This is a genomic window from Moritella marina ATCC 15381, from assembly GCF_008931805.1.
GTDB classification, from domain to species: Bacteria; Pseudomonadota; Gammaproteobacteria; order Enterobacterales; family Moritellaceae; genus Moritella; species Moritella marina.
In genome coordinates, this window is sequence record NZ_CP044399.1 from 3,578,563 (window position 1) to 3,603,564 (window position 25,002).

Here is a 25,002-nt window from a genome sequence, read left to right on the forward strand (position 1 = left end):
TGAATAGCTTTAAATATAGTAAAATTATCCTGCGATGCCTGATATACCAAAAACTACATTGATGTATGTTGGAGCAGTGAATAAAATGCTTATTTGGGCTACACTCTTGCACCTTGTAATTTACTATCATTTTTACAGAGTTTATTAATCCTATGTCTACTGTCCGCGCGGCCCATGCATCTCATATTGTATTACCAGAACACGTAACAGATAAGCCCACTGTATTTAGTTTTCTAAGCAATCACTTCAAACAGATTGATGCTTCAGTCTGGCAGCAACGTATCATCGATGGCAAAGTACATTGGCGGGACGGTCGTTTGATTACTTTAGATTGTGCATTTGTGCCACGAGAACGCGTGTATTATTACCGTGAAGTGGCTGTAGAGAAGAAGGTCCCTTTTGCGGAAAACATTATTTACGAAGACGACAACATCATCGTTGCTTACAAGCCCCACTTTTTAGCGGTAAGTCCTAGCGGCCAATTCGTCAATGAGTGCCTGGTTAACCGCCTAAGAATAAAAACCGGTATCGAAACACTGGTAACAGCACACCGCCTTGATCGCGCCACAGCTGGACTCATGCTGCTTTGTAAAATCCCAGAACAACGTAGTATTTACCATGACTTATTCAAACATGGTAATATCACCAAACACTATCACGCCATTGCTCGATTAACACCGGAGTTACAACAGCAGCATGATGAAAAAAGTCTGCAATTACCACTTAGCTGGACAGTAAAGAACAGAATTGTTAAAGGTGATCCAACATTCACGATGCAAATAATAGACGGTGAAGCGAACAGTCATTCGAGCATCGAATTAATGACTGTTAAAGGGGAGTTTGGATTATTCAAGCTATCGCCAATCACAGGCAAGACCCACCAACTGCGTTTGCACATGGCTAGTTTAGGAATGCCATTGGTGAATGATCGCTTATATCCAACACTATTAGACCGATGCGACGATAACTTTCAGCAGCCGTTGCAACTATTAGCACAACAACTAAAGTTTACCGATCCTGTCACGGGTGTTGAACACGATATCACGACGAAAGCACTTGATATTGAAGCACTAATTAATGGGGTCGTCGATATTATTTAATTAGTTTACTGTAGCGTTTAAGCCTCTCAACTCTCTGGCTTTCTCTAAACAACGGAATATTTTCATTTTAGAGACTGGTTTAACTAAATAATCAGTCGGCTGGAGTTTAATCACTTGCTTAACAGTATTAATATTATTATCCCCCGTCACGATAAAAACAGGGATGTTCTTTTGCTGTTTACGGAGATACTCTAATATTTTTAAACCATCTAATTCTTCGCGTAAATTCAGATCTAAAAAAATATAATCAAATGCTTGTTTTGATAATAAATTAAGTGCGAGAGGGACATTATCCGCATACATTACGTTATCGCTATCCGCGTAGTATTCAATCGAAATTTTACGTACTAGCTGCGCAATTATTTGTACGATGATCTTACTATCTTCAACAATCAGACGTCTCATTACCACCCCTTTTTGATTATTATCAGATATTAGCTCAGTATAGGTGCAAGTCTGTTAAAATGGGCTAAAACCAGTGTAATTTAACTCGAAAGTATGAAACTGATCACATTTAAAATCAACATCTTAATGCTTTAAGCATAGCTTTATACTTCACCCATTAAAAATAAATTGAATAATATAAAAAGGAATAAATCGACAGGCCTTCAACGGCAGAAGACCTGTGATAAACAGCAGGTGAATTATGCTTTAGTAATGGCTGGCGTTTGTAGTAATCGATGCACAACAAGCATGCACATAGCCGAAATAAATAGTGCGGGTACGATCGGATGGACGCCAAACATGGCAGGTTTAAACCATAGCAACAGTAAATAACTAACAAGGCCACTGAGCATCGCCGCTAAAGCCGCATTACCTGCAATTTGTGGCCAATATAACCCAGCTAATATAGGCCATAAGAATACCGCTTGTAGCGCCCCAAAAGCAGCAAGGTTAAGCCACACGATCATACTCGGTGGCTCAATAGCACAATAGGTCGCAATGAGTGTAACCAGCACCATCGCCACACGCGTTAAACTTACTTGTGCGTTAGCCGTTAATGAGGGATAACAACGAACGACACCATCTCGCACTAAACTAACCGCAGATTGTAGCAACATTGAATCTACCGATGACATAACCGCCGCTATCGGTGCAGCTAATAATACGCCAGCCCAGAACGGGTCAAAAAGACCAGTAATCAATCTTGGCATAATTTCATCGGGTACTGTCAAATCAGGATATAAAGCTCGGCCTAATACACCGCTTAAATGCGGGATCAGCGTCATTAGGAAACTGATGATTGTTCCCCAGATCATACCTCGCTTTAATGCATTAGTATCTTTCACTGCCAGTAAACGTACAACAGTATGCGGTAATCCCAAGGTACCAAAACAGATTAGCATCCAAAAAGACAGCATCATTGGCCAACCCAGCTGCCCACTATTACCCTGCGGACTTAATAACGTCGGCGATTGGGCACTCACGTTTGTCATTAATGCAGTTAAACCACCTTGCGATAACAAGGTGATAAAAATCACTAATACACCGATAATCATCAAGATACCTTGAAACGCATCGGTGATCACGACAGCACGAAAGCCACCCGTTAGCGTATACGCCAATACAGTGATGACAAATAACCCCAACCCGAGTTCATAACTAATGCCACTCACCCCCGAGAATAGTCGAGCACCACCAATAAACTGCACCGAGATCATAGCGATAAAACCAACGACCAAACTAACCAAAGCTAATTTAGTTAACCAGCTGTTTTGATATCGCGCATCCAACCATTCAATCAAGGTCGTGTGCTCAGCTTTGCGCTGCGCGAGTAGTTTGGGGCCTAAAACGCCTAAGGTGAGCATAGCAACAGGGACTTGGATCAACGCCAACCACACCCAACCTAAACCAATTTTATACGCTGCACCCGGCCCACCAATAAATGAACTTGCACTCGTATAAGTTGCAACTAACGTCAGGGCTAACAAAGGGCCATTAAGAAAACGTCCACCAATAAAAAAGCGTTTCGCTTTATCTTGGTATAATCCCCCAGATTTTTTTGATTGACGGGCACTCCACCAACGAGTGATCAGCAAGCTCGCAATAAGATAGATAAAAATAGGAATTAGATTAGTCATGATAAGTAGATTTAATCATTAGAATAAGAGAAAAAATAAGCAGTAAAGGTGCAAACAGACAAGAAAACCAAAACCAAACAGGCAGTCCCCACCAGTTACCTTGATCAACTAATAGTAGCGGTCCTGTACACCATAGCGCAAAGTAGCTCAATGTCAGTAACAAGGATTTTGTTGAAATTAAGTGCATAGTTAAGCCTAAAATAAATATGGCCTAGAATATAACGCATCGGAATAGGTAAATAACTCTAATCAGATGAATGCCCTAGCCGTTTTAGTGTTTTAAGCTGAATTATATCGCGATAATACCTGTACATCCAAATAATGTTTTATTACACGATTAAAGGTGACATTTTATTACACGACGGATTCGTCGAATGAAATTAACGTGTGGCCGATAATAGAATCAATATCATCAATATAAACCCCTGCACCATAAGTCCAACCCCATGCAGAAAAACGTTTACTGTATGAGATCTTACGCACCGCTTCACCACCAATAAATAATGGAAAGCAATAACTGACAAAGGTACCTTCGATGAGTTTATCGGCTTGTTCGTGAATAATTTGGTAGGTGAAATGACCGTCCGAGTCTTGCAGCATTTTTACATTCTCGTGTTCACTATCGACACCACCTAAAGACGCGAGGAGCGTATAATTATCATCGAACACAAAAATATAATTATCATCCAGTAAAATAACACGCTTTAAGGCCTGCTTTTGAGCGTCCTCAAGTGATAATACTCCTGATTGATAATACAGATCATAACGCTGAAAAATCGCTTCAGTTTTATCGATAATATTAACTAAACGTGATTTTCGTTCAGCTAGTATCTCTCCGCGCAATATAGACAAATAACCCAAAGCAATAGACATCAGGATCATCACGCTAACGACAATAACGCAGGTGATTTGATAAGTAACAGAATAACGACGGCACATGACGGCCTCTACAACACAACAAAATAACGTGATAACATGCTAACACAAAAAAACATAAACGACTGTAAACAATGAATAAATCATGATTTAAAGCTGATTTTATAAACAATTATAGTATCCATCAATCCGTTGTATGTGCTTATAGCATGATCTTTTTAGAAGATTGTAATCAGTTTAGGTAGGAGATTAACGATAAACATACAACAGTAGTCCATCGTTAATAATTAACTATCAAATACCCTTATTTAGCTACAATTTCATAGCTAGACGTGATTTCTGCAGCTTTCTCGAGCATTTTAGCAACAGAGCAATATTTCTCCATCGACAATTCAACAGCACGTTTTACTTTTTTCTCATTTAGTTCATCACCAGAGACAATGAAGTGCGCATTAATTTTAGTAAATACACGCGGTGGCTCAACGGCTCTTTCACTGGTTAAATCAACCTCACAACCAAGGATTTTTTGACGACCCGTTTTAAGAATATCAACAACATCAATAGAGCTACATGCGCCCATTCCCATCAACACAACTTCCATTGGACTTGCTGCAATACCATTACGATCACCGTCCATTAACAGACCGTGGCCTGTTTCTGACGTGCCCATTAATTGCATTTCTTGGATCCACTTCACATTTGCTTTCATAAAACACCTAGTTAATGTCTAATTCAAAGGTATTGAACAATATTAAATACCACAAGAGTGGTATAATGCCGTCCCATATCCCAAATATAGTCTAAAGTCACAAATAAACAGTAAGTCAATATTCAAAAAATGATATATTCACGTTGATATTGAACAGAGATCAACTCAGTTCTTGCTTATTAGTGTTATTGTCTCTTATGCTATCAAGTCATTAATAATAATAAAATTAAAATATCGCAATACGGACATAATTTGCGATTATAATAACTTACAGAGGAATACCCATGGTTGTTATCGGCAAGCCACAATCCGACCCTACTTTAGAATGGTTCTTATCTCATTGCCATATTCACAAGTACCCTTCAAAAAGTACTTTGATCCATGCTGGAGAAAAAGCAGAAACTTTATATTTTATCGTTAAAGGTTCTGTGGCAGTTCTAATCAAGGACGAAGAAGGTAAAGAAATGATTCTTTCTTACCTAAATCAAGGTGACTTCATGGGTGAATTAGGCCTATTTGAAGATACTGAAGAACCTGTACGTAGCGCATGGATCCGAGCTAAATCACCATGTGAAGTAGCAGAGATTTCATATAAGAAATTCCGTCAGTTAATCCAAGTTAACCCTGAAATTCTAATGCGTCTATCAGGACAAATGGCAGAACGTTTACAAACGACAAGCCAAAAAGTGGGTGATCTAGCATTCCTAGACGTAACAGGCCGTATTGCACAAACATTACTAAGCTTAGCAAAACAGCCTGACGCAATGACTCACCCAGACGGTATGCAAATTAAAATTACACGTCAAGAAATTGGTCAGATCGTAGGTTGCTCACGTGAGACTGTTGGCCGTATCTTGAAGATGCTTGAAGAGCAAGAGCTTATCTCAGCTCATGGTAAAACGATTGTGGTATTTGGCACTCGCTAATTCAATCATTTTATTAAGCTAATAAAAAGGCGCCTGACATGTTATTCACAGTCAGACGCCTTTTTTATTAACGACAGTTTATTCGTTCGCGCATGTTATGATTTAGCTAATCGTTTAATGAGTACTGACGTATCACTGCGTTGTTCACCAGCGTTTTGTAACTCAGCATAGAATCCATCGACTAATTTCGCAATCGGTACCAAAGAACCATTACGCTCCGCTTCTTCGAAACAAATACTGAGATCTTTACGCATCCAATCAATAGCAAAGCCAAAATCAAATTTCCCTTGAGCCATCGTCAACGTACGATTTTCTAACTGCCAAGATTGAGCCGCACCATTACGTAAGACATCAAGAACAACATGTTCATCTAATCCTGCATTTTTAGCAAAATTAATACCTTCAGCCAAACCTTGTACTAGGCCCGCGATGCATAGTTGATTAACCATTTTACATTTCTGTCCAGCGCCAACACCACCAACCAAGGTCACTTTCTTCGCCATAATATCTAATACAGGTAAGGCACGTTCATATGCACTAGCTTCACCGCCGGTCATAATCGTCAACAATGCATTATCAGCACCAGCTTGCCCACCCGACACTGGCGCATCCAGAAAGTGAACCTTTGATTTGGTGCAGGCAACAGATAGCTCTTCAGCTAATAATGCTGACGTGGTAGTGTGATCGATCAGTATCGTTTCCGCACTCATAGCCGACAGCACGCCATCGTCACCGTAAACAACGCTACGTACATCATCATCATTACCAACACACATAAGTACCAAATCAGCGTTAGTTGCAGCTAGATAAGGTGTAGGAGCTCGTTCTCCGTGGTATTTATCCACCCATGCGGCTGCTTTACTCGCGGTACGATTAAATACCACAACATCATGTCCAGCATTCTGTAAATGCCCCGCCATTGGATAACCCATTACACCTAAACCAATAAATGCTATTTTCACGTTTACTCCACCTATTACATGTCACTTCAATTATAATTAACGGTTAAGCCGATAACCATTTTTCAATAGCAAGACTCAGTTTTTGCATTCCAGCATGGATATCATTATCTGGTATATTAAGTGCTGGTGTAAAACGTAACACATTCGCACCTGCCACTAATATTAGCAAACCTTCTTTAGCAGCTAAATTCATGATGGTAATCGCTTGCCCTTGATACTGCTCAGTTAACTCAGCACCTAATAATAATCCTTCACCACGAATATCAGCAAAAATAGCATGTTGATGATTAAGCGCAGTTAAAGCATTTTTAAAAATAACAGACTTAGCCTTAACGTCTGCTAAAAAACCAGTGTCATTAACAGTATCAACAACCACCTCTGCAATACTACAAGCTAATGGATTACCGCCATAAGTACTACCATGTGTCCCGACACTCAAACTTTTCGCAATACGCGCAGTTGTTAACATCGCAGCAATAGGGAAACCAGCACCAAGACCTTTAGCTGACGTTAAAATATCCGGTTTAACGTCCGTATTTTGATAAGCATATAAATTGCCAGTACGGCCGACGCCGGTTTGAACTTCATCAAATATCAGTAGCGCATTGTATTTATCACACAACGCCCGAACACCGATCATAAATTGCTGGCTAGCGACATGGATCCCGCCTTCACCTTGCAAAGGTTCCATCATGATAGCGCAAGTATTGTCACTCATAAGCGATTCTAAAGCTGCTAGATCATTAAAATCAACATGTTTAATAGCTCCAGGTTTAGGACCAAAACCATCGGAATACGCAGTTTGTCCACCCACCGTCACCGTGAAAAAAGTACGACCGTGAAAACCTTGATTAAAAGCAATTATCTGATCTTTTTTATTACCGAAGTGATCAAGTGCATAACGACGTGCTAACTTCAATGCAGCTTCATTCGCTTCGGCTCCTGAATTAGCAAAAAACACTTGCTCTGCAAATGTCGCATCAGTTAATTTAGTCGCAAGCCTTAATGCTGGCTCATTGGTCAGTAAATTACTCACATGCCACAGCTGTTGGCTTTGTTTTTGTAACGTTTCTACTAAAGGGGGGTAACAATGACCTAAACAACTAACAGCAATACCAGCTGCAAAATCAATGTATTCATTATCTTCTTGATCCCACAGTCGAGAGCCTTGACCACGAACAGGGAGCATCGCTGCTGGCGCATAATTAGGCACCATGACAGTATCAAAATCTTTTCGGCTTACACCTATTACATTATTGGTCATATTCCTTCCCTCTCAGTAAAATCAATAACTAAATACTTACGCGCCAACAATTAACGCATATATATTCAATAATTAAAGATATTTAATCACAGGTCAAGTTAATATTGAGTAATGTAATAGAAATTTATAAATTACGCATCAGAAAATTATTTAGTAGTTCTTTTCCTTGCTCAGTCAGAATACTTTCAGGATGAAATTGCACACCTTCTAACGCCAACGATTTATGCTTGAATGCCATTATTTCATCAAATTCACCAGCGCAATTTTCTGTCCACGCAGTAATTTCAAACGCCTCGTTTAACGTTAGTGTTTCGACAATTAAAGAATGATAACGCGTCACAGTTAAAGGGTTATTCAATCCCGTAAACACCCCTTTGCCTTTGTGCTTTATTTCTGATGTTTTACCATGCATTACTTTTTTAGCTTTTATCACATTAGCACCAAATACTTGCGCGATAGCTTGATGACCAAGACACACACCTAGAATCGGTATCTTCCCAGAAAATGCTTCAATAACAGACAATGATATACCCGCGTCATTTGGAGTGCAGGGACCAGGAGAGATAACAAGATAGTCAGGGGATAGTGAGGATATTTTCTCAAGTGAAATTTCGTCATTACGTTTAACGACAACCTCTTGACCAAGTTCAGAGAAATATTGGAATAAATTAAACGTAAAGCTATCGTAATTATCGATAATGAGTAACATGAAAAATTATAATTCTAATGAGGAAACAGGGTAAATAATATCACAGGTAAAGATGGGATTCTAATAATCAGCGCTCGTAATAATACCCTCAATTCAGTGCTCGATAAATCCTGAAGTAAAAAAACAAAGCTCAGCAAATGCCAAGCTTTGTTTTACGAAGTACTAAATAACTTTATTTAACTGATACAAACTCAGGGTAAGCATCGATACCACAGTCTGCCATATCCATTCCTATCACTTCTTCTTCTTCACTAACACGAATGCCCATAGTCGCTTTAAGTACGGCCCACACTAGAATACTTGCACCAAACACCCATGCAAAGATAATTGCGGCACCATATAATTGCGCACCAAACGTTGCATCGCCATTGCTAAATGGTACAACCATTAAGCCAAATAAACCACACACACCGTGTACAGAGATAGCACCTACTGGATCATCAATTCTCGCTTTATCTAATGCCACGATACTAAAGACAACTAACACACCACCGAGTGCACCCAACAAGGTAGCAAATGCTGGTGATGGGCTTAACGGGTCAGCAGTAATCGTAACCAGACCAGCTAAAGCACCATTAAGAACCATAGTTAAGTCCGCTTTACCCCACATCAATTTAGTGATGAGCAATGCAGCAACAGCACCGGCAGCTGCAGCAGTGTTTGTATTTGCAAAGATTTGACCTACAGCTGTTGCATTCTCAGCATCTGAAAGTAATAACTGTGAACCACCATTAAAACCAAACCAACCCATCCATAAGATAAATGCACCTAATGTTGCTAATGGCATGTTAGAACCTGGAATTGGGTAAACTTCACCATTTTTACCGTATTTACCCTTACGAGCCCCCAGTAAAAGTACCGCCGCTAGTGCAGCTGATGCACCCGCCATGTGTACAATACCTGAGCCAGCAAAATCAGAGAAACCAGCTTCAGCTAAGAAACCGCCACCCCAAGTCCAATAACCTTCAATCGGATAAATAACACCAGTTAAAACAACCGTGAAAGCAAGGAAAGCCCATAGCTTCATCCGCTCAGCGACCGCACCAGATACAATAGACATCGCTGTTGCAACAAATACTACCTGGAAGAAGAAGTCCGATTCCAGTGAGTGATCAGCACCTTCAGCCTGTGTACCAATTAAAGAACCAAATGATGGGATGATGCCACCTTCTGCATTATCAACATACATGATGTTGTAACCGACTAATAAAAACATAATACACGCGATTGAATAAAGCACGACGTTCTTAGTCAAAATTTCAGTGGTATTCTTAGAACGAACCAGACCAGCTTCTAGCATTGCAAAACCTGCAGCCATCCACATCACTAGTACGCCTGACATTAAAAAATAAAAAGTATCGAGTGCAAAACGCAGCTCAGTAACTGTAGTTGTTAATTCTTGCATAATTTATTCCTTTAAATTGCTTCTGAATCCATTTCGCCCGTACGGATACGCACAACCTGTTTTAAATCGTAAACAAAAATCTTACCATCACCAATCTTACCGGTGTAAGCAGCACTGCTAATAGCTTCAATAAGGCGATCAACATTTTCAGTTTGCGTGGCAATTTCGAGCTTCACTTTAGGTAAGAAATCAACTTGATATTCCGCACCACGATAAAGTTCGGTATGACCTTTCTGACGACCAAAACCCTTTACCTCAGTAACCGTTAATCCTTCAACACCGAAATCTGCGACAGCTTCACGAACATCATCGAGTTTAAACGGTTTAATGATTGCGCTTATTAGCTTCATATGAGAGCTCCTTGCTTAAGTATATGGAAAATCTATATACTTAAGTTAATTCAACCTTCGTGCCAATTGTTTTAACACTTAAATATCAATACCTTAACTTAATAATAGCATTTATAGACTCATAACAAGCCCCATAACAGTGCAACCAATCTATTATTAACACCAACTTAGTGCAGATGTTACACAAATGTAATTACGCATTACTTTGAGAGCCTAGTCCCAATTTTGATAACTCCTTAATACCTAAACATCATGTAAGACATTATCTATTTTTAATATTTACTAATTACTACTAATTAAGTAATTACCACTCTCAAGTATTAGTTATCACAATCAACGCTATAAAATACACTTTAAATATCGCATAAACACAAATCCACAACGCAAAGGTAAGCTTGTAACCATAATTAATTTGGTACTTTTTATAATGAACAATAATGATAATGTGCTTCCACCTGAAATAAGTAAGTAATACCTGTTACTTAAAATCTAAGATTATGGAAGATTATGATGATGAAAAAATTACTACTCGTAGCGATATTATCAACGCTAACAGCGTGCGGATCTGAAGATATATTTGATGCTGACGATGACAATAATACAGAAGAAATCATATCAAGTGTCACTTTCACTCATCAACCAAGTGATGTAAATTCACCACTGTATTATTTTGATGCGACGTATGCTAAAAATGGTCAAGAGTATAGACAAGACGATATATTATGGCATTGGTCTGTATCCCTAGACGGTATAGGAGAAGTCACCACGCTATACCCAGAAGAAGACCCTCAATATCAATTTTTAGAAGCTGACACTTACAGAGTAAAAGCGACTGTATCCGATACGACAGGCGATGAACTTGAAAGTTATTATCAAGACATAATAATTACTTCAGAACAAATTACCAATGCAATAATACAACCAGTTGCGATAATTAGTGTTTTGAGTATCAATGGCTTGAATGTTGAATTTGACGCACAAAACTCAACATATAGTGAAGGCGATTTGAGTGAGTATGAATGGATGATCGAAGGCGCTATCTATTCTACAGCAGTTAAAACACACACCTTTAATGAATCAGGTCAATATTCTGTATCACTAAAGGTTAAAGCTACCGATGGCAGTGAACATTCAGTAACCACTACCATTAGGGTTTCAGCTGAGCCTACGGAACCAGTCGCAAATTTTACATACACGGCAAGTAATTTGTTGATCAACTTTGATGCAAGTAGTAGTTCGAATACCAGCAGTGACATTAATAGCTACAATTGGTACTTCCCATATGATGGATCCAGCGTAAGCGGCCTAGAAGTTACAAAAGAATTTCCTGTTGAAGATGCATATAGCGTTGCTCTTACTGTAATAAGTAACGAAGGGATAGAAAAAGAAATCATAAAAACCATTCATGTTAATGAAAATGCAGCCTATGTGACATGTGATATTCTAACCTCAAGTCATACAATCTACAGGGCCAGAGATGAAGAACAATGCTTTACAAGTATTGAAAATGGCCCACTTACAACGTCTAGCAGTGCAAATGTATGGTGTAATGCTCAAATAACAAAGTATAAAGACCAAATGTCGCGCATATTTACAACCAATCTTACTTATGAAGTGCGACAGCAAGGAAATAATGAATGCTCAGAACCAAACGAGCTATAGATTTTTAATTAAATCCTGAATCGAAAAATAGGTTTTCATTGATTAAGCGGCGGATGGCCGCTTTTTTAGTAGATAGTCTAACGAACTTCATAGATGAAAGAAGTGCTGAGAAATGTAGGGAGCATTTCCAATTCAACTGAATACGAAAAATAAGAATCAGCGCCCCGCAATCTGTATTCTTTCATCGCTGATTTTCAGACACAAAAAAGCCTGAATCAATGATTCGGCTTTAAATCTTTGTTGGCAAAGAGAAAGCGAACGGCTTTTTATAAACCACAACCCGCACTGCCCGTCGTGACAGGCCGTTTTTTTAGGCTGGGAGTCTAACCAACTGAACTACCGCTTCGCACAATCTGTGTTTCTTTAATCTCTGAATTTCAGGTATAAAAAAAGCCTCTATTTCTAATAAAGAGTTTTCGATTCAGGTTTAATCTAATAGTTGGCGGAGCGGACGGGACTCGGACCCGCGAAGCCTTCGGCAGCGTGACAGGCCGCTTATATTTTTATAACAAGTCTAACCAACTGAACTACCGCTTCGCACAATCTGTGTTTCTCTAATTTCTAAATTTCAGGTATAAAAAAAGCCTCTATTTCTAATAAAGAGTTTTCGATTCAGGCTTAATCTAATAGTTGGCGGAGCGGACGGCTTTTTATAAACCACAACCCCGCGCAGCCCGGCGTGACAGGCCGCTTATATTTTTATAACAAGTCTAACCAACTGAACTACCGCCCCGCACAATCTGTGTTTCTTTAATCTCTAAATTTCAGGTATAAAAAAGCCTGAATCTTTCGATTCAGGCTTAATCTAATAGTTGGCGGAGCGGACGGATTTTTATAAACCACAGCCCGGCGTGACAGGCCGCTTATATTTTTATAACAAGTCTAACCAACTGAACTACCGCTTCGCACAATCTGTGTTTCTTTAATCTCTAAATTTCAGGTATAAAAAAAGCCTGAATCTTTCGATTCAGGCTTAATTTAATAGTTGGCGGAGCGGACGGGACTCGAACCCGCGACCCCCGGCGTGACAGGCCGGTATTCTAACCAACTGAACTACCGCTCCGCACAATCTGTGCTGATAAATATCATCAGTCTATTCTTTCTGTCTTTCGACAATTTCTTATCCAAGACTTCGTCTTGAATTAAAAGTGGCGCTTGGCGATGCCCTACTCTCACATGGGGAAACCCCACACTACCATCGGCGTTATTACGTTTCACTACTGAGTTCGGAATGGAGTCAGGTGGTACCGCAACACTATGGTCACCAAGCAAATCTGGTTTGCTTTCTATAGAAGTTTTCACTTCGTTTTTAATCTGAAAAGCTATAAATAAAGAAGTCTTTAAAACGTAAAGTGTTCAATCTATTCTTAAGTCGATTATTTCAATTAATCATACTTTAATTTGTATGGTTAAGCCTCACGGGTAATTAGTACAAGTTAGCTCAATGCCTCACAGCACTTACACACCTTGCCTATCAACGTTGTAGTCTCCAACGGCCCTTTAGGGAGCTTAAAGCTCCAGTGAGAACTCATCTCGAGGCCTGCTTCCCGCTTAGATGCTTTCAGCGGTTATCAGTTCCGAACTTAGCTACCGGGCAATGCTATTGGCATAACAACCCGAACACCAGTGGTTCGTCCACCCGGTCCTCTCGTACTAGGAGCAGCTCCTCTCAATTCTCAAACGCCCACGGCAGATAGGGACCGAACTGTCTCACGACGTTCTAAACCCAGCTCGCGTACCACTTTAAATGGCGAACAGCCATACCCTTGGGACCAACTTCAGCCAGGATGTGATGAGCCGACATCGAGGTGCCAAACACCGCCGTCGATATGAACTCTTGGGCGGTATCAGCCTGTTATCCCCGGAGTACCTTTTTATCCGTTGAGCGATGGCCCTTCCATTCAGAACCACCGGATCACTAAGACCTACTTTCGTACCTGCTCGACGTGTCTGTCTCGCAGTTAAGCTGGCTTATGCCTTTGCACTAACCACATGATGTCCAACCATGTTTAGCCAACCTTCGTGCTCCTCCGTTACTCTTTGGGAGGAGACCGCCCCAGTCAAACTACCCACCAGACACTGTCCGCAATCCCGATAAGGGACCTACGTTAGAACATCAAACGTACAAGGGTGGTATTTCAAGGACGACTCAATATCATCTAGCGACAATATTTCATAGTCTCCCACCTATCCTACACATGTAGGTTCAATGTTCAGTGCCAAGCTATAGTAAAGGTTCACGGGGTCTTTCCGTCTAGCCGCGGGTACACTGCATCTTAACAGCGATTTCAATTTCACTGAGTCTCGGGTGGAGACAGCGTGGCCATCATTACGCCATTCGTGCAGGTCGGAACTTACCCGACAAGGAATTTCGCTACCTTAGGACCGTTATAGTTACGGCCGCCGTTTACCGGGGCTTCGATCATGAGCTTCGACCTAAGTCTAACCCAATCAATTAACCTTCCGGCACCGGGCAGGCGTCACACCGTATACGTCATCTTTCGATTTTGCACAGTGCTGTGTTTTTAATAAACAGTTGCAGCCACCATTTCTCTGCGACCAACAGTAGCTTACGGAGCAAGTCCTTCACCACCATTGGCGTACCTTCTCCCGAAGTTACGGTACCATTTTGCCTAGTTCCTTCACCCGAGTTCTCTCAAGCGCCTTAGTATTCTCTACCTAACCACCTGTGTCGGTTTGGGGTACGATTCTCTCATATCTGAAGCTTAGAGGTTTTCCCAAGCCGGGTATCAACTACTTCATCTCCGTAGAGACTCGTCATCAGTTCTCAGCATTCTCACTAAAGAGAGCGACCCGGATTTGCCTAAGTCACTTGCCTACTACCTTAAACATGGACAACCATCGCCATGCTAGCCTAACCTTCTCCGTCACCCCATCGCAATATAAGCGAGTACTGGAATATTAACCAGTTTCCCATCGACTACGCCTTTCGGCCTCGCCTTAGGAGTCGACTCACCCTGCCCCGATTAACGTTGGACAGGAACCCTTGGTCTTTCGGCGTGGAGGTTTTTCACCCCCATTATCGTTACTCATGTCAACATTCGCACTTCTGATACCTCCAGCAAGCTTCTCAACTCACCTTCAACGGCTTACAGAACGCTCTCTACCATGCAAGAACAAGTCTTGCATCCGTAGCTTCGGTGGTATGTTTAGCCCCGTTAAATCTTCCGCGCAGACCGACTCGACCAGTGAGCTATTACGCTTTCTTTAAAGATGGCTGCTTCTAAGCCAACCTATGGCTGTCTGAGCCTTTCCACATCGTTTCCCACTTAACATACACTTTGGGACCTTAGCTGACGGTCTGGGTTGTTTCCCTTTCCACGACGGACGTTAGCACCCGCCGTGTGTCTCCCGCGATTGAACTTATTGGTATTCGGAGTTTGCAAGGGTTGGTAAGTCGGGATGACCCCCTAGCCTTAACAGTGCTCTACCCCAATAGTTAGACGCGAGGCGCTACCTAAATAGCTTTCGAGGAGAACCAGCTATCTCCCGGTTTGATTGGCCTTTCACCCCAGCCACAAGTCATCCGCTAATTTTTCAACATTAGTCGGTTCGGTCCTCCAGTTGATGTTACTCAACCTTCAACCTGCCCATGGCTAGATCACCGGGTTTCGGGTCTAATCCCAGCAACTATTCGCGCAGTTAACACTCGGTTTCCCTACGGCTCCGCTATTCGCTTAACCTTGCTACTGAAATTAAGTCGTTGACCCATTATACAAAAGGTACGCAGTCACAGAACAAGTCTGCTCCCACTGCTTGTACGTATACGGTTTCAGGTTCTATTTCACTCCCCTCACAGGGGTTCTTTTCGCCTTTCCCTCACGGTACTGGTTCACTATCGGTCAGTCAGTAGTATTTAGCCTTGGAAGATGGTCCTCCCATATTCAAACAGCATATCACGTGTGCCGTCCTACTCGATTTCACAGTAAGGTCGTTTTCATGTACGGGACTATCACCCTGTATCGTGAAACTTTCCAGAATCTTCCATTAACTTCCAAACTGCTTAAGGGCTAGACCCCGTTCGCTCGCCGCTACTAAGGGTATCTCTATTGATTTCTTTTCCTCGGGGTACTTAGATGTTTCAGTTCTCCCGGTTCGCTTCGTAACGCTATGTATTCACGTTACGATACCTTACTTAGTAAGGTGGGTTCCCCATTCGGAAATCTGTGGATTAACGCTTTTATCAACTCCCCACAGCTTAACGCAGATTAACACGTCCTTCATCGCCTCTGACTGCCTAGGCATCCACCGTATACGCTTAGTCACTTAACCATACAATCTAAAGCAGACTGTACAATTGAAATAACTAGGTATTATCTAGTTTTTTTCGCCTCAAGAATACTCAAGAACACTTCATTGTTATTAAACCATTCACTCGAAAATGAACTATTCAATAACGTGTTTTAAGAACTTCTTTATTTATTCAGCTTTCCAAATTTTTAAAGAGCAATTTGCTAAAAAGCAAAAATAATGAATCTAAAGAGATTAGTTATTTTTGATTTTTAGTCAGAAAGAAAAGTGGTATCCCGTACGAGATTTGAACTCGTGTTACCGCCGTGAAAGGGCGGTGTCCTAGGCCTCTAGACGAACGGGACACTATTTACTTTCACGATTGGATTTCATCCCAATCGTTGTCTTCAACGTTTCTATTCAAGCAATTTGTGTGGGCACTTACAAAAATTAACAACTTTACGTAAGGAGGTGATCCAGCCCCAGGTTCCCCTAGGGCTACCTTGTTACGACTTCACCCCAGTCATGAACCACACCGTGGTCATCGCCCTCCCGAAGGTTAAGCTAATGACTTCTGGTGCAGCCCACTCCCATGGTGTGACGGGCGGTGTGTACAAGGCCCGGGAACGTATTCACCGTGACATTCTGATTCACGATTACTAGCGATTCCGACTTCATGGGGTCGAGTTGCAGACCCCAATCCGGACTACGACGCACTTTATGGGATTCGCTTACCATCGCTGGTTTGCAGCCCTTTGTATGCGCCATTGTAGCACGTGTGTAGCCCCTACTCGTAAGGGCCATGATGACTTGACGTCGTCCCCACCTTCCTCCGGTTTATCACCGGCAGTCTCCTTAGAGTTCCCACCATTACGTGCTGGCAAATAAGGATAAGGGTTGCGCTCGTTGCGGGACTTAACCCAACATTTCACAACACGAGCTGACGACAGCCATGCAGCACCTGTCTCATAGTTCCCGAAGGCACCAATTCATCTCTGAAAAGTTCTATGGATGTCAAGAGTAGGTAAGGTTCTTCGCGTTGCATCGAATTAAACCACATGCTCCACCGCTTGTGCGGGCCCCCGTCAATTCATTTGAGTTTTAACCTTGCGGCCGTACTCCTGAGCGGTCTACTTAATGCGTTAGCTTAAGAGCCCAGTTCTCAAGGAACCAAACTCCGAGTAGACATCGTTTACGGCGTGGACTACCGGGGTATCTAATCCCGTTTGCTACCCACGCTTTCGCATCTGAGCGTCAGTTACTTGCCAGGTGGCCGCCTTCGCCACTGGTATTCCTTCAGATCTCTACGCATTTCACCGCTACACCTGAAATTCTACCACCCTCTCAAGAACTCTAGTTTGCCAGTTCGAAATGCAGTTCCCAGGTTGAGCCCGGGGCTTTCACATCTCGCTTAACAAACCGCCTGCATGCGCTTTACGCCCAGTAATTCCGATTAACGCTTGCACCCTCCGTATTACCGCGGCTGCTGGCACGGAGTTAGCCGGTGCTTCTTCTGCGAGTAACGTCACAGTGATAAAGTATTAATTTATCACCTTTCCTCCTCGCTGAAAGTACTTTACAACCCGAAGGCCTTCTTCATACACGCGGTATGGCTGCATCAGGCTTTCGCCCATTGTGCAATATTCCCCACTGCTGCCTCCCGTAGGAGTCTGGACCGTGTCTCAGTTCCAGTGTGGCTGATCATCCTCTCAGACCAGCTAGGGATCGTCGCCTTGGTGAGCTCTTACCTCACCAACAAGCTAATCCCACTTGGGCTCATCTAGTCGCGAGAGCTTTCAAGAAGAGGCCCCCTTTCACCCGTAGGTCGCATGCGGTATTAGCAGTCGTTTCCAACTGTTGTCCCCCTCGACTAGGCAGATTCCCAAGCATTACTCACCCGTCCGCCGCTCGACGCCAGAATAGCAAGCTATTCTTCGTTTCCGCTCGACTTGCATGTGTTAAGCCTACCGCCAGCGTTCAATCTGAGCCATGATCAAACTCTTCAATTAAAAGTTTTTTGACTAATCAGCGATGCTGATTAAGTCGGCTCAATGAATTCTGTACTTCAACAACAAACCAAGGTTTGTTGTTTATAAAACCAAATCTTTCGATTTAATTTAATGTTCACAATTACATTGATATAATTTTTGGTCATTATATCTCTGCAAGTGCTCACACAGATTGCTTGAATAAATTGTTAAAGAGCATTGGCGTGTAAACACGACAATTTTCAAATAGCACTCAAACGAGTAATATCTGAAAATTGCTGTAACTTTCGTTACATCAATTTAATTTACCTAAGACTTCGTCTTAAATAAACAGTAATTTGGCGCTTGGCGATGCCCTACTCTCACATGGGGAAACCCCACACTACCATCGGCGTTATTACGTTTCACTACTGAGTTCGGAATGGAGTCAGGTGGTACCGCAACACTATGGTCACCAAGCAAATCTGGTTTGCTTTCTATAGAAGTTTTCACTTCGTTTTTAATCTGAAAAGCTATAAATAAAGAAGTCTTTAAAACGTAAAGTGTTCAATCTATTCTTAAGTCGATTATTTCAATTAATCATACTTTAATTTGTATGGTTAAGCCTCACGGGTAATTAGTACAAGTTAGCTCAATGCCTCACAGCACTTACACACCTTGCCTATCAACGTTGTAGTCTCCAACGGCCCTTTAGGGAGCTTAAAGCTCCAGTGAGAACTCATCTCGAGGCCTGCTTCCCGCTTAGATGCTTTCAGCGGTTATCAGTTCCGAACTTAGCTACCGGGCAATGCTATTGGCATAACAACCCGAACACCAGTGGTTCGTCCACTCCGGTCCTCTCGTACTAGGAGCAGCTCCTCTCAATTCTCAAACGCCCACGGCAGATAGGGACCGAACTGTCTCACGACGTTCTAAACCCAGCTCGCGTACCACTTTAAATGGCGAACAGCCATACCCTTGGGACCAACTTCAGCCCCAGGATGTGATGAGCCGACATCGAGGTGCCAAACACCGCCGTCGATATGAACTCTTGGGCGGTATCAGCCTGTTATCCCCGGAGTACCTTTTATCCGTTGAGCGATGGCCCTTCCATTCAGAACCACCGGATCACTAAGACCTACTTTCGTACCTGCTCGACGTGTCTGTCTCGCAGTTAAGCTGGCTTATGCCTTTGCACTAACCACATGATGTCCAACCATGTTTAGCCAACCTTCGTGCTCCTCCGTTACTCTTTGGGAGGAGACCGCCCCAGTCAAACTACCCACCAGACACTGTCCGTAATCCCGATAAGGGACCTACGTTAGAACATCAAACGTACAAGGGTGGTATTTCAAGGACGACTCAATATCATCTAGCGACAATATTTCATAGTCTCCCACCTATCCTACACATGTAGGTTCAATGTTCAGTGCCAAGCTATAGTAAAGGTTCACGGGGTCTTTCCGTCTAGCCGCGGGTACACTGCATCTTAACAGCGATTTCAATTTCACTGAGTCTCGGGTGGAGACAGCGTGGCCATCATTACGCCATTCGTGCAGGTCGGAACTTACCCGACAAGGAATTTCGCTACCTTAGGACCGTTATAGTTACGGCCGCCGTTTACCGGGGCTTCGATCATGAGCTTCGATCTAAGTCTAACCCAATCAATTAACCTTCCGGCACCGGGCAGGCGTCACACCGTATACGTCATCTTTCGATTTTGCACAGTGCTGTGTTTTTAATAAACAGTTGCAGCCACCATTTCTCTGCGACCAACAATAGCTTACGGAGCAAGTCCTTCACCATCATTGGCGTACCTTCTCCCGAAGTTACGGTACCATTTTGCCTAGTTCCTTCACCCGAGTTCTCTCAAGCGCCTTAGTATTCTCTACCTAACCACCTGTGTCGGTTTGGGGTACGATTCTCTCATATCTGAAGCTTAGAGGTTTTTCCTGGAAGCCGGGTATCAACTACTTCATCTCCGTAGAGACTCGTCATCAGTTCTCAGCATTCTCATTAAAGAGAGCGACCCGGATTTGCCTAAGTCACTTGCCTACTACCTTAAACATGGACAACCATCGCCATGCTAGCCTAACCTTCTCCGTCACCCCATCGCAATATAAGCGAGTACTGGAATATTAACCAGTTTCCCATCGACTACGCCTTTCGGCCTCGCCTTAGGAGTCGACTCACCCTGCCCCGATTAACGTTGGACAGGAACCCTTGGTCTTTCGGCGTGGAGGTTTTTCACCCCCATTATCGTTACTCATGTCAACATTCGCACTTCTGATACCTCCAGCAAGCTTCTCAACTCACCTTCAACGGCTTACAGAACGCTCCTCTACCATGCAAGAACAAGTCTTGCATCCGTAGCTTCGGTGGTATGTTTAGCCCCGTTAAATCTTCCGCGCAGACCGACTCGACCAGTGAGCTATTACGCTTTCTTTAAAAGATGGCTGCTTCTAAGCCAACTTCCTGGCTGTCTGAGCCTTTCCACATCGTTTCCCACTTAACATACACTTTGGGACCTTAGCTGACGGTCTGGGTTGTTTCCCTTTCCACGACGGACGTTAGCACCCGCCGTGTGTCTCCCGCGATTGAACTTATTGGTATTCGGAGTTTGCAAAGGGTTGGTAAGTCGGGATGACCCCCTAGCCTTAACAGTGCTCTACCCCCAATAGTTAGACGCGAGGCGCTACCTAAATAGCTTTCGAGGAGAACCAGCTATCTCCCGGTTTGATTGGCCTTTCACCCCCAGCCACAAGTCATCCGCTAATTTTTCAACATTAGTCGGTTCGGTCCTCCAGTTGATGTTACTCAACCTTCAACCTGCCCATGGCTAGATCACCGGGTTTCGGGTCTAATCCCAGCAACTATTCGCGCAGTTAACACTCGGTTTCCTACGGCTCCGCTATTCGCTTAACCTTGCTACTGAAATTAAGTCGTTGACCCATTATACAAAGGTACGCAGTCACAGAACAAGTCTGCTCCCACTGCTTGTACGTATACGGTTTCAGGTTCTATTTCACTCCCCCTCACAGGGGTTCTTTTCGCCTTTCCCTCACGGTACTGGTTCACTATCGGTCAGTCAGTAGTATTTAGCCTTGGAAGATGGTCCTCCCATATTCAAACAGCATATCACGTGTGCCGTCCTACTCGATTTCACAGTAAGGTCGTTTTCATGTACGGGACTATCACCCTGTATCGTGAAACTTTCCAGAATCTTCCACTAACTTCCAAACTGCTTAAGGGCTAGACCCGTTCGCTCGCCGCTACTAAGGGTATCTCTATTGATTTCTTTTCCTCGGGGTACTTAGATGTTTCAGTTCTCCCGGTTCGCTTCGCAACGCTATGTATTCACGTTACGATACCTTACTTAGTAAGGTGGGTTCCCCCATTCGGAAATCTGTGGATTAACGCTTTTTATCAACTCCCCACAGCTTAACGCAGATTAACACGTCCTTCATCGCCTCTGACTGCCTAGGCATCCACCGTATACGCTTAGTCACTTAACCATACAATCTAAAGTAGACCGTACAATTGAAATAACTAGGTATTATCTAGTTTTTTTCGCCTCAAGAATACTCAAGAACACTCTATTGTTATTAAACCATTCACTCGAAAATGAATTATTCAATAACGTGTTTTAAGAACTTCTTTATTTATTCAGCTTTCCAAATTTTTAAAGAGCATATGCTAAAAGCATAATTTTCGTCTCTAACTCTGAATTTCAGAGTTAAAAAAACCAAAGTTAATTCGCTTGCTATTCTAAGCAGATTTAACTTTGGTCTCTTCCTGAGAACATGATGTGGTGGAGCTATGCGGGATCGAACCGCAGACCTCCTGCGTGCAAGGCAGGCGCTCTCCCAGCTGAGCTATAGCCCCACATCATTGTGGCTAGTAAATTGGTAGGACTGAGTAGATTTGAACTACCGACCTCACCCTTATCAGGGGCGCGCTCTAACCAACTGAGCTACAGTCCTACTGACATTTACTATGTCTTTAATTTCTTTATTCAAGCAATTTGTGTGGGCACTTACAAAAATTAACAACTTTACGTAAGGAGGTGATCCAGCCCCAGGTTCCCCTAGGGCTACCTTGTTACGACTTCACCCCAGTCATGAACCACACCGTGGTCATCGCCCTCCCGAAGGTTAAGCTAATGACTTCTGGTGCAGCCCACTCCCATGGTGTGACGGGCGGTGTGTACAAGGCCCGGGAACGTATTCACCGTGACATTCTGATTCACGATTACTAGCGATTCCGACTTCATGGGGTCGAGTTGCAGACCCCAATCCGGACTACGACGCACTTTATGGGATTCGCTTACCATCGCTGGTTTGCAGCCCTTTGTATGCGCCATTGTAGCACGTGTGTAGCCCTACTCGTAAGGGCCATGATGACTTGACGTCGTCCCCACCTTCCTCCGGTTTATCACCGGCAGTCTCCTTAGAGTTCCCACCATTACGTGCTGGCAAATAAGGGATAAGGGGTTGCGCTCGTTGCGGGACTTAACCCAACATTTCACAACACGAGCTGACGACAGCCATGCAGCACCTGTCTCATAGTTCCCGAAGGCACCAATTCATCTCTGAAAAGTTCTATGGATGTCAAGAGTAGGTAAGGTTCTTCGCGTTGCATCGAATTAAACCACATGCTCCACCGCTTGTGCGGGCCCCCGTCAATTCATTTGAGTTTTAACCTTGCGGCCGTACTCCTGAGCGGTCTACTTAATGCGTTAGCTTAAGAGCCCAGTTCTCAAGGAACCAAACTCCGAGTAGACATCGTTTACGGCGTGGACTACCGGGGTATCTAATCCCGTTTGCTACCCACGCTTTCGCATCTGAGCGTCAGTTACTATGGGTGGCCGCCTTCGCCACTGGTATTCCTTCAGATCTCTACGCATTTCACCGCTACACCTGAAATTCTACCACCCTCTCAAGAACTCTAGTTTGCCAGTTCGAAATGCAGTTCCCAGGTTGAGCCCGGGGCTTTCACATCTCGCTTAACAAACCGCCTGCATGCGCTTTACGCCCAGTAATTCCGATTAACGCTTGCACCCTCCGTATTACCGCGGCTGCTGGCACGGAGTTAGCCGGTGCTTCTTCTGCGAGTAACGTCACAGTGGTAAAGTATTAATTTACCACCTTTCCTCCTCGCTGAAAGTACTTTACAACCCGAAGGCCTTCTTCATACACGCGGTATGGCTGCATCAGGCTTTCGCCCATTGTGCAATATTCCCCACTGCTGCCTCCCGTAGGAGTCTGGACCGTGTCTCAGTTCCAGTGTGGCTGATCATCCTCTCAGACCAGCTAGGGATCGTCGCCTTGGTGAGCTCTTACCTCACCAACAAGCTAATCCCACTTGGGCTCATCTAGTCGCGAGCTTTCAAGAAGAGGCCCCCTTTCACCCGTAGGTCGTATGCGGTATTAGCAGTCGTTTCCAACTGTTGTCCCCCCTCGACTAGGCAGATTCCCAAGCATTACTCACCCGTCCGCCGCTCGACGCCAGAATAGCAAGCTATTCTTCGTTTCCGCTCGACTTGCATGTGTTAAGCCTACCGCCAGCGTTCAATCTGAGCCATGATCAAACTCTTCAATTAAAAGTTTTTTGACTAATCAGCGATGCTGATTAAGTCGGCTCAATGAATTCTGTACTTCAACAACAAACCAAGGTTTGTTGTTTATAAAACCAAATCTTTCGATTTAATTTAATGTTCACAATTACATTGATATAATTTTTGGTCATTATATCTCTGCAAGTGCTCACACAGATTGCTTGAATAAATTGTTAAAGAGCATTGACCTTGACGCCTTACGTCGTAGTCAGGCTGCGTATTCTACGCAAACCATTTTCGAAGTCAAGTACATATTTGCACTTTATTTCAGGAAGTTAAAAAGTAACTTTCGATACTGATAAACACCTTTACTTAGCGGCTGTTGCCGTGTCAGTGAGGTCGCATTATAGAGAGATGACTGATGATGACAAGTCTTTTTCACATAAAAAATCAAAGATATTATTAACCACAACTTACCACCAAGTTATACACAGCCTATGCATTTATATTTCAATAACACCAATATTTTTGTTTGTATTTCATACATTTTTTGACAAAATAAGACACAGCTATGATTTTTTTTAGCTTTTTATTGATACATTGAGATTGATTGTCGCTCTTCTATATATTCGTTACTATTAGGGACAAGAGTAACAATTGATAATTTATTCTTTTATATTAATCACTTATGTGTTTTCAGAGGTTCTTTAAAACGATGGGCTTTTCAACTTTATCCAATGCTACTCGAGCATCCGTTATTTCAGTGGCTATTGCTGCTATTGGTTTTGCAGTGCTTTCCTTTACAGGAAGTACAATAGCAGCACCGATTGCGTTTGCAATTGGTGCCATTATTACTGGTATTACAATTAAATTAACAATACCGTCATCTTCAAGCAGCGCAGCTGTAGAAACAACGACTTTATATGTAGGTAATTTACCTTACCGCGCAAACGAAACATCGGTACGTACATTGTTTGCAGAACATGGGCAGGTATTATCAGTTCGCTTAATGAAAGACAAGCATACAGGTAAACGTCGTGGTTTTGGTTTTGTCGAAATGCCAGAGGCTGATGCGAAAGAAGCAATTCAATCGCTTAACGATGCTGAATACCAACAACGAACATTAAAAGTACGTGAAGCTAATGAACGCACTCTTCATCCAGCAGAGTAATTTACTTCATTA

Annotated in this window: 14 protein-coding genes, 6 tRNA genes and 6 rRNA genes; 4 read left to right on the forward strand and 22 right to left on the reverse strand. The window is 42.8% G+C overall.

Annotated elements, in window-relative coordinates; genetic code table 11:
* The first annotated feature begins 152 nt into the window (after window positions 1-152).
* Window positions 153-1,100, forward strand: a complete 948-nt coding sequence (locus FR932_RS16060; protein WP_019439687.1) for a pseudouridine synthase — start codon at window positions 153-155, stop codon at window positions 1,098-1,100.
* On the opposite strand, the gene FR932_RS16065 is transcribed toward FR932_RS16060, so the two are convergent.
* The 5 genes from FR932_RS16065 to FR932_RS16085 form a co-directional block, all read right to left on the reverse strand.
* A complete protein-coding gene (locus FR932_RS16065; RefSeq protein WP_019439688.1) occupies window positions 1,101-1,505 on the reverse strand; it encodes a response regulator in 405 nt (134 codons plus the stop codon).
* A gap of 239 nt (window positions 1,506-1,744) precedes the next feature.
* Window positions 1,745-3,181, reverse strand: coding sequence for a sodium/pantothenate symporter (panF, locus tag FR932_RS16070; protein WP_019439689.1), 1,437 nt, complete (start codon window positions 3,179-3,181; stop codon window positions 1,745-1,747).
* Window positions 3,174-3,368, reverse strand: a complete 195-nt coding sequence (locus FR932_RS16075; RefSeq protein WP_081588301.1) for a DUF997 family protein — start codon at window positions 3,366-3,368, stop codon at window positions 3,174-3,176. The genes panF and FR932_RS16075 overlap by 8 nt, the downstream gene beginning before the upstream one ends.
* A gap of 167 nt (window positions 3,369-3,535) precedes the next feature.
* The gene (locus tag FR932_RS16080; protein ID WP_019439690.1) at window positions 3,536-4,120 is read right to left on the reverse strand and encodes a cache domain-containing protein; all 585 of its coding nucleotides are present in this window, start codon (window positions 4,118-4,120) and stop codon (window positions 3,536-3,538) included.
* Between the two features lie 241 nt (window positions 4,121-4,361).
* A complete protein-coding gene (locus FR932_RS16085; protein WP_019439691.1) occupies window positions 4,362-4,766 on the reverse strand; it encodes an OsmC family protein in 405 nt (134 codons plus the stop codon).
* Window positions 4,767-5,050: 284 nt separating this feature from the next.
* Here FR932_RS16085 and crp point away from each other — a divergent pair, with 284 nt between their 5' ends.
* Window positions 5,051-5,692 carry a cAMP-activated global transcriptional regulator CRP gene (crp, locus tag FR932_RS16090; RefSeq protein WP_017223190.1) on the forward strand — a complete coding sequence of 214 codons (642 nt, stop codon included), beginning with the start codon at window positions 5,051-5,053 and terminating at the stop codon, window positions 5,690-5,692.
* Window positions 5,693-5,787: 95 nt separating this feature from the next.
* Here crp and FR932_RS16095 read toward each other — a convergent pair whose 3' ends face one another.
* The 5 genes from FR932_RS16095 to FR932_RS16115 all read right to left on the reverse strand — a co-directional run bounded on the left by FR932_RS16095 (window position 5,788) and on the right by FR932_RS16115 (window position 10,382).
* Window positions 5,788-6,654 (reverse strand): NAD(P)-dependent oxidoreductase, encoded by an 867-nt coding sequence (locus FR932_RS16095; protein WP_019439692.1) that lies wholly within the window; start codon window positions 6,652-6,654, stop codon window positions 5,788-5,790.
* Window positions 6,655-6,697: 43 nt separating this feature from the next.
* Window positions 6,698-7,918 (reverse strand): aspartate aminotransferase family protein, encoded by a 1,221-nt coding sequence (locus FR932_RS16100; RefSeq protein ID WP_019439693.1) that lies wholly within the window; start codon window positions 7,916-7,918, stop codon window positions 6,698-6,700.
* Between the two features lie 124 nt (window positions 7,919-8,042).
* Window positions 8,043-8,627: an anthranilate synthase component II gene (locus FR932_RS16105; protein WP_019439694.1), complete on the reverse strand. Its 585-nt coding sequence runs from the start codon at window positions 8,625-8,627 to the stop codon at window positions 8,043-8,045.
* A 172-nt stretch (window positions 8,628-8,799) separates the two neighbouring features.
* Window positions 8,800-10,032, reverse strand: coding sequence for an ammonium transporter (locus FR932_RS16110; protein WP_019439695.1), 1,233 nt, complete (start codon window positions 10,030-10,032; stop codon window positions 8,800-8,802).
* A gap of 11 nt (window positions 10,033-10,043) precedes the next feature.
* On the reverse strand, window positions 10,044-10,382 hold the full coding sequence (locus FR932_RS16115) for a P-II family nitrogen regulator (protein ID WP_019439696.1): 339 nt from the start codon (window positions 10,380-10,382) through the stop codon (window positions 10,044-10,046).
* Window positions 10,383-10,889: 507 nt separating this feature from the next.
* Between FR932_RS16115 and FR932_RS16120 the strand changes: the two genes are divergently transcribed.
* Window positions 10,890-12,044 carry a PKD domain-containing protein gene (locus tag FR932_RS16120; protein ID WP_019439697.1) on the forward strand — a complete coding sequence of 385 codons (1,155 nt, stop codon included), beginning with the start codon at window positions 10,890-10,892 and terminating at the stop codon, window positions 12,042-12,044.
* A gap of 631 nt (window positions 12,045-12,675) precedes the next feature.
* Here the strand turns inward: FR932_RS16120 and FR932_RS16125 are convergent.
* The 12 genes from FR932_RS16125 to FR932_RS16180 all read right to left on the reverse strand — a co-directional run bounded on the left by FR932_RS16125 (window position 12,676) and on the right by FR932_RS16180 (window position 23,864).
* Window positions 12,676-12,777: transfer RNA gene (locus FR932_RS16125), tRNA-OTHER, on the reverse strand.
* Window positions 12,778-12,857: 80 nt separating this feature from the next.
* Window positions 12,858-12,949, reverse strand: a tRNA-Leu gene (locus FR932_RS16130).
* A gap of 81 nt (window positions 12,950-13,030) precedes the next feature.
* A tRNA-Asp gene (locus tag FR932_RS16135) sits at window positions 13,031-13,107 on the reverse strand.
* A 90-nt stretch (window positions 13,108-13,197) separates the two neighbouring features.
* Window positions 13,198-13,313 (reverse strand): 5S ribosomal RNA (gene rrf / locus FR932_RS16140).
* Between the two features lie 136 nt (window positions 13,314-13,449).
* Window positions 13,450-16,337: ribosomal RNA gene (locus tag FR932_RS16145) — 23S ribosomal RNA — on the reverse strand.
* 247 nt (window positions 16,338-16,584) lie between these two features.
* Window positions 16,585-16,660 (reverse strand) — tRNA-Glu (locus FR932_RS16150).
* Window positions 16,661-16,759: 99 nt separating this feature from the next.
* Window positions 16,760-18,304: ribosomal RNA gene (locus FR932_RS16155) — 16S ribosomal RNA — on the reverse strand.
* Between the two features lie 322 nt (window positions 18,305-18,626).
* Window positions 18,627-18,742: ribosomal RNA gene (rrf, locus tag FR932_RS16160) — 5S ribosomal RNA — on the reverse strand.
* 136 nt (window positions 18,743-18,878) lie between these two features.
* A 23S ribosomal RNA gene (locus FR932_RS16165) occupies window positions 18,879-21,777 on the reverse strand.
* A 294-nt stretch (window positions 21,778-22,071) separates the two neighbouring features.
* Window positions 22,072-22,147 (reverse strand) — tRNA-Ala (locus FR932_RS16170).
* Between the two features lie 21 nt (window positions 22,148-22,168).
* Window positions 22,169-22,245: transfer RNA gene (locus FR932_RS16175), tRNA-Ile, on the reverse strand.
* Between the two features lie 76 nt (window positions 22,246-22,321).
* Window positions 22,322-23,864 (reverse strand): 16S ribosomal RNA (locus FR932_RS16180).
* The 16S, 23S and 5S rRNA genes sit together here with 6 tRNA genes alongside, the layout of an rRNA operon.
* Before the next feature lie 670 nt (window positions 23,865-24,534).
* On the opposite strand from FR932_RS16180, the gene FR932_RS16185 reads away from it, so the two are divergent.
* A complete protein-coding gene (locus FR932_RS16185) occupies window positions 24,535-24,990 on the forward strand; it encodes an RNA recognition motif domain-containing protein (RefSeq protein ID WP_019443126.1) in 456 nt (151 codons plus the stop codon).
* Window positions 24,991-25,002: the final 12 nt, after the last annotated feature.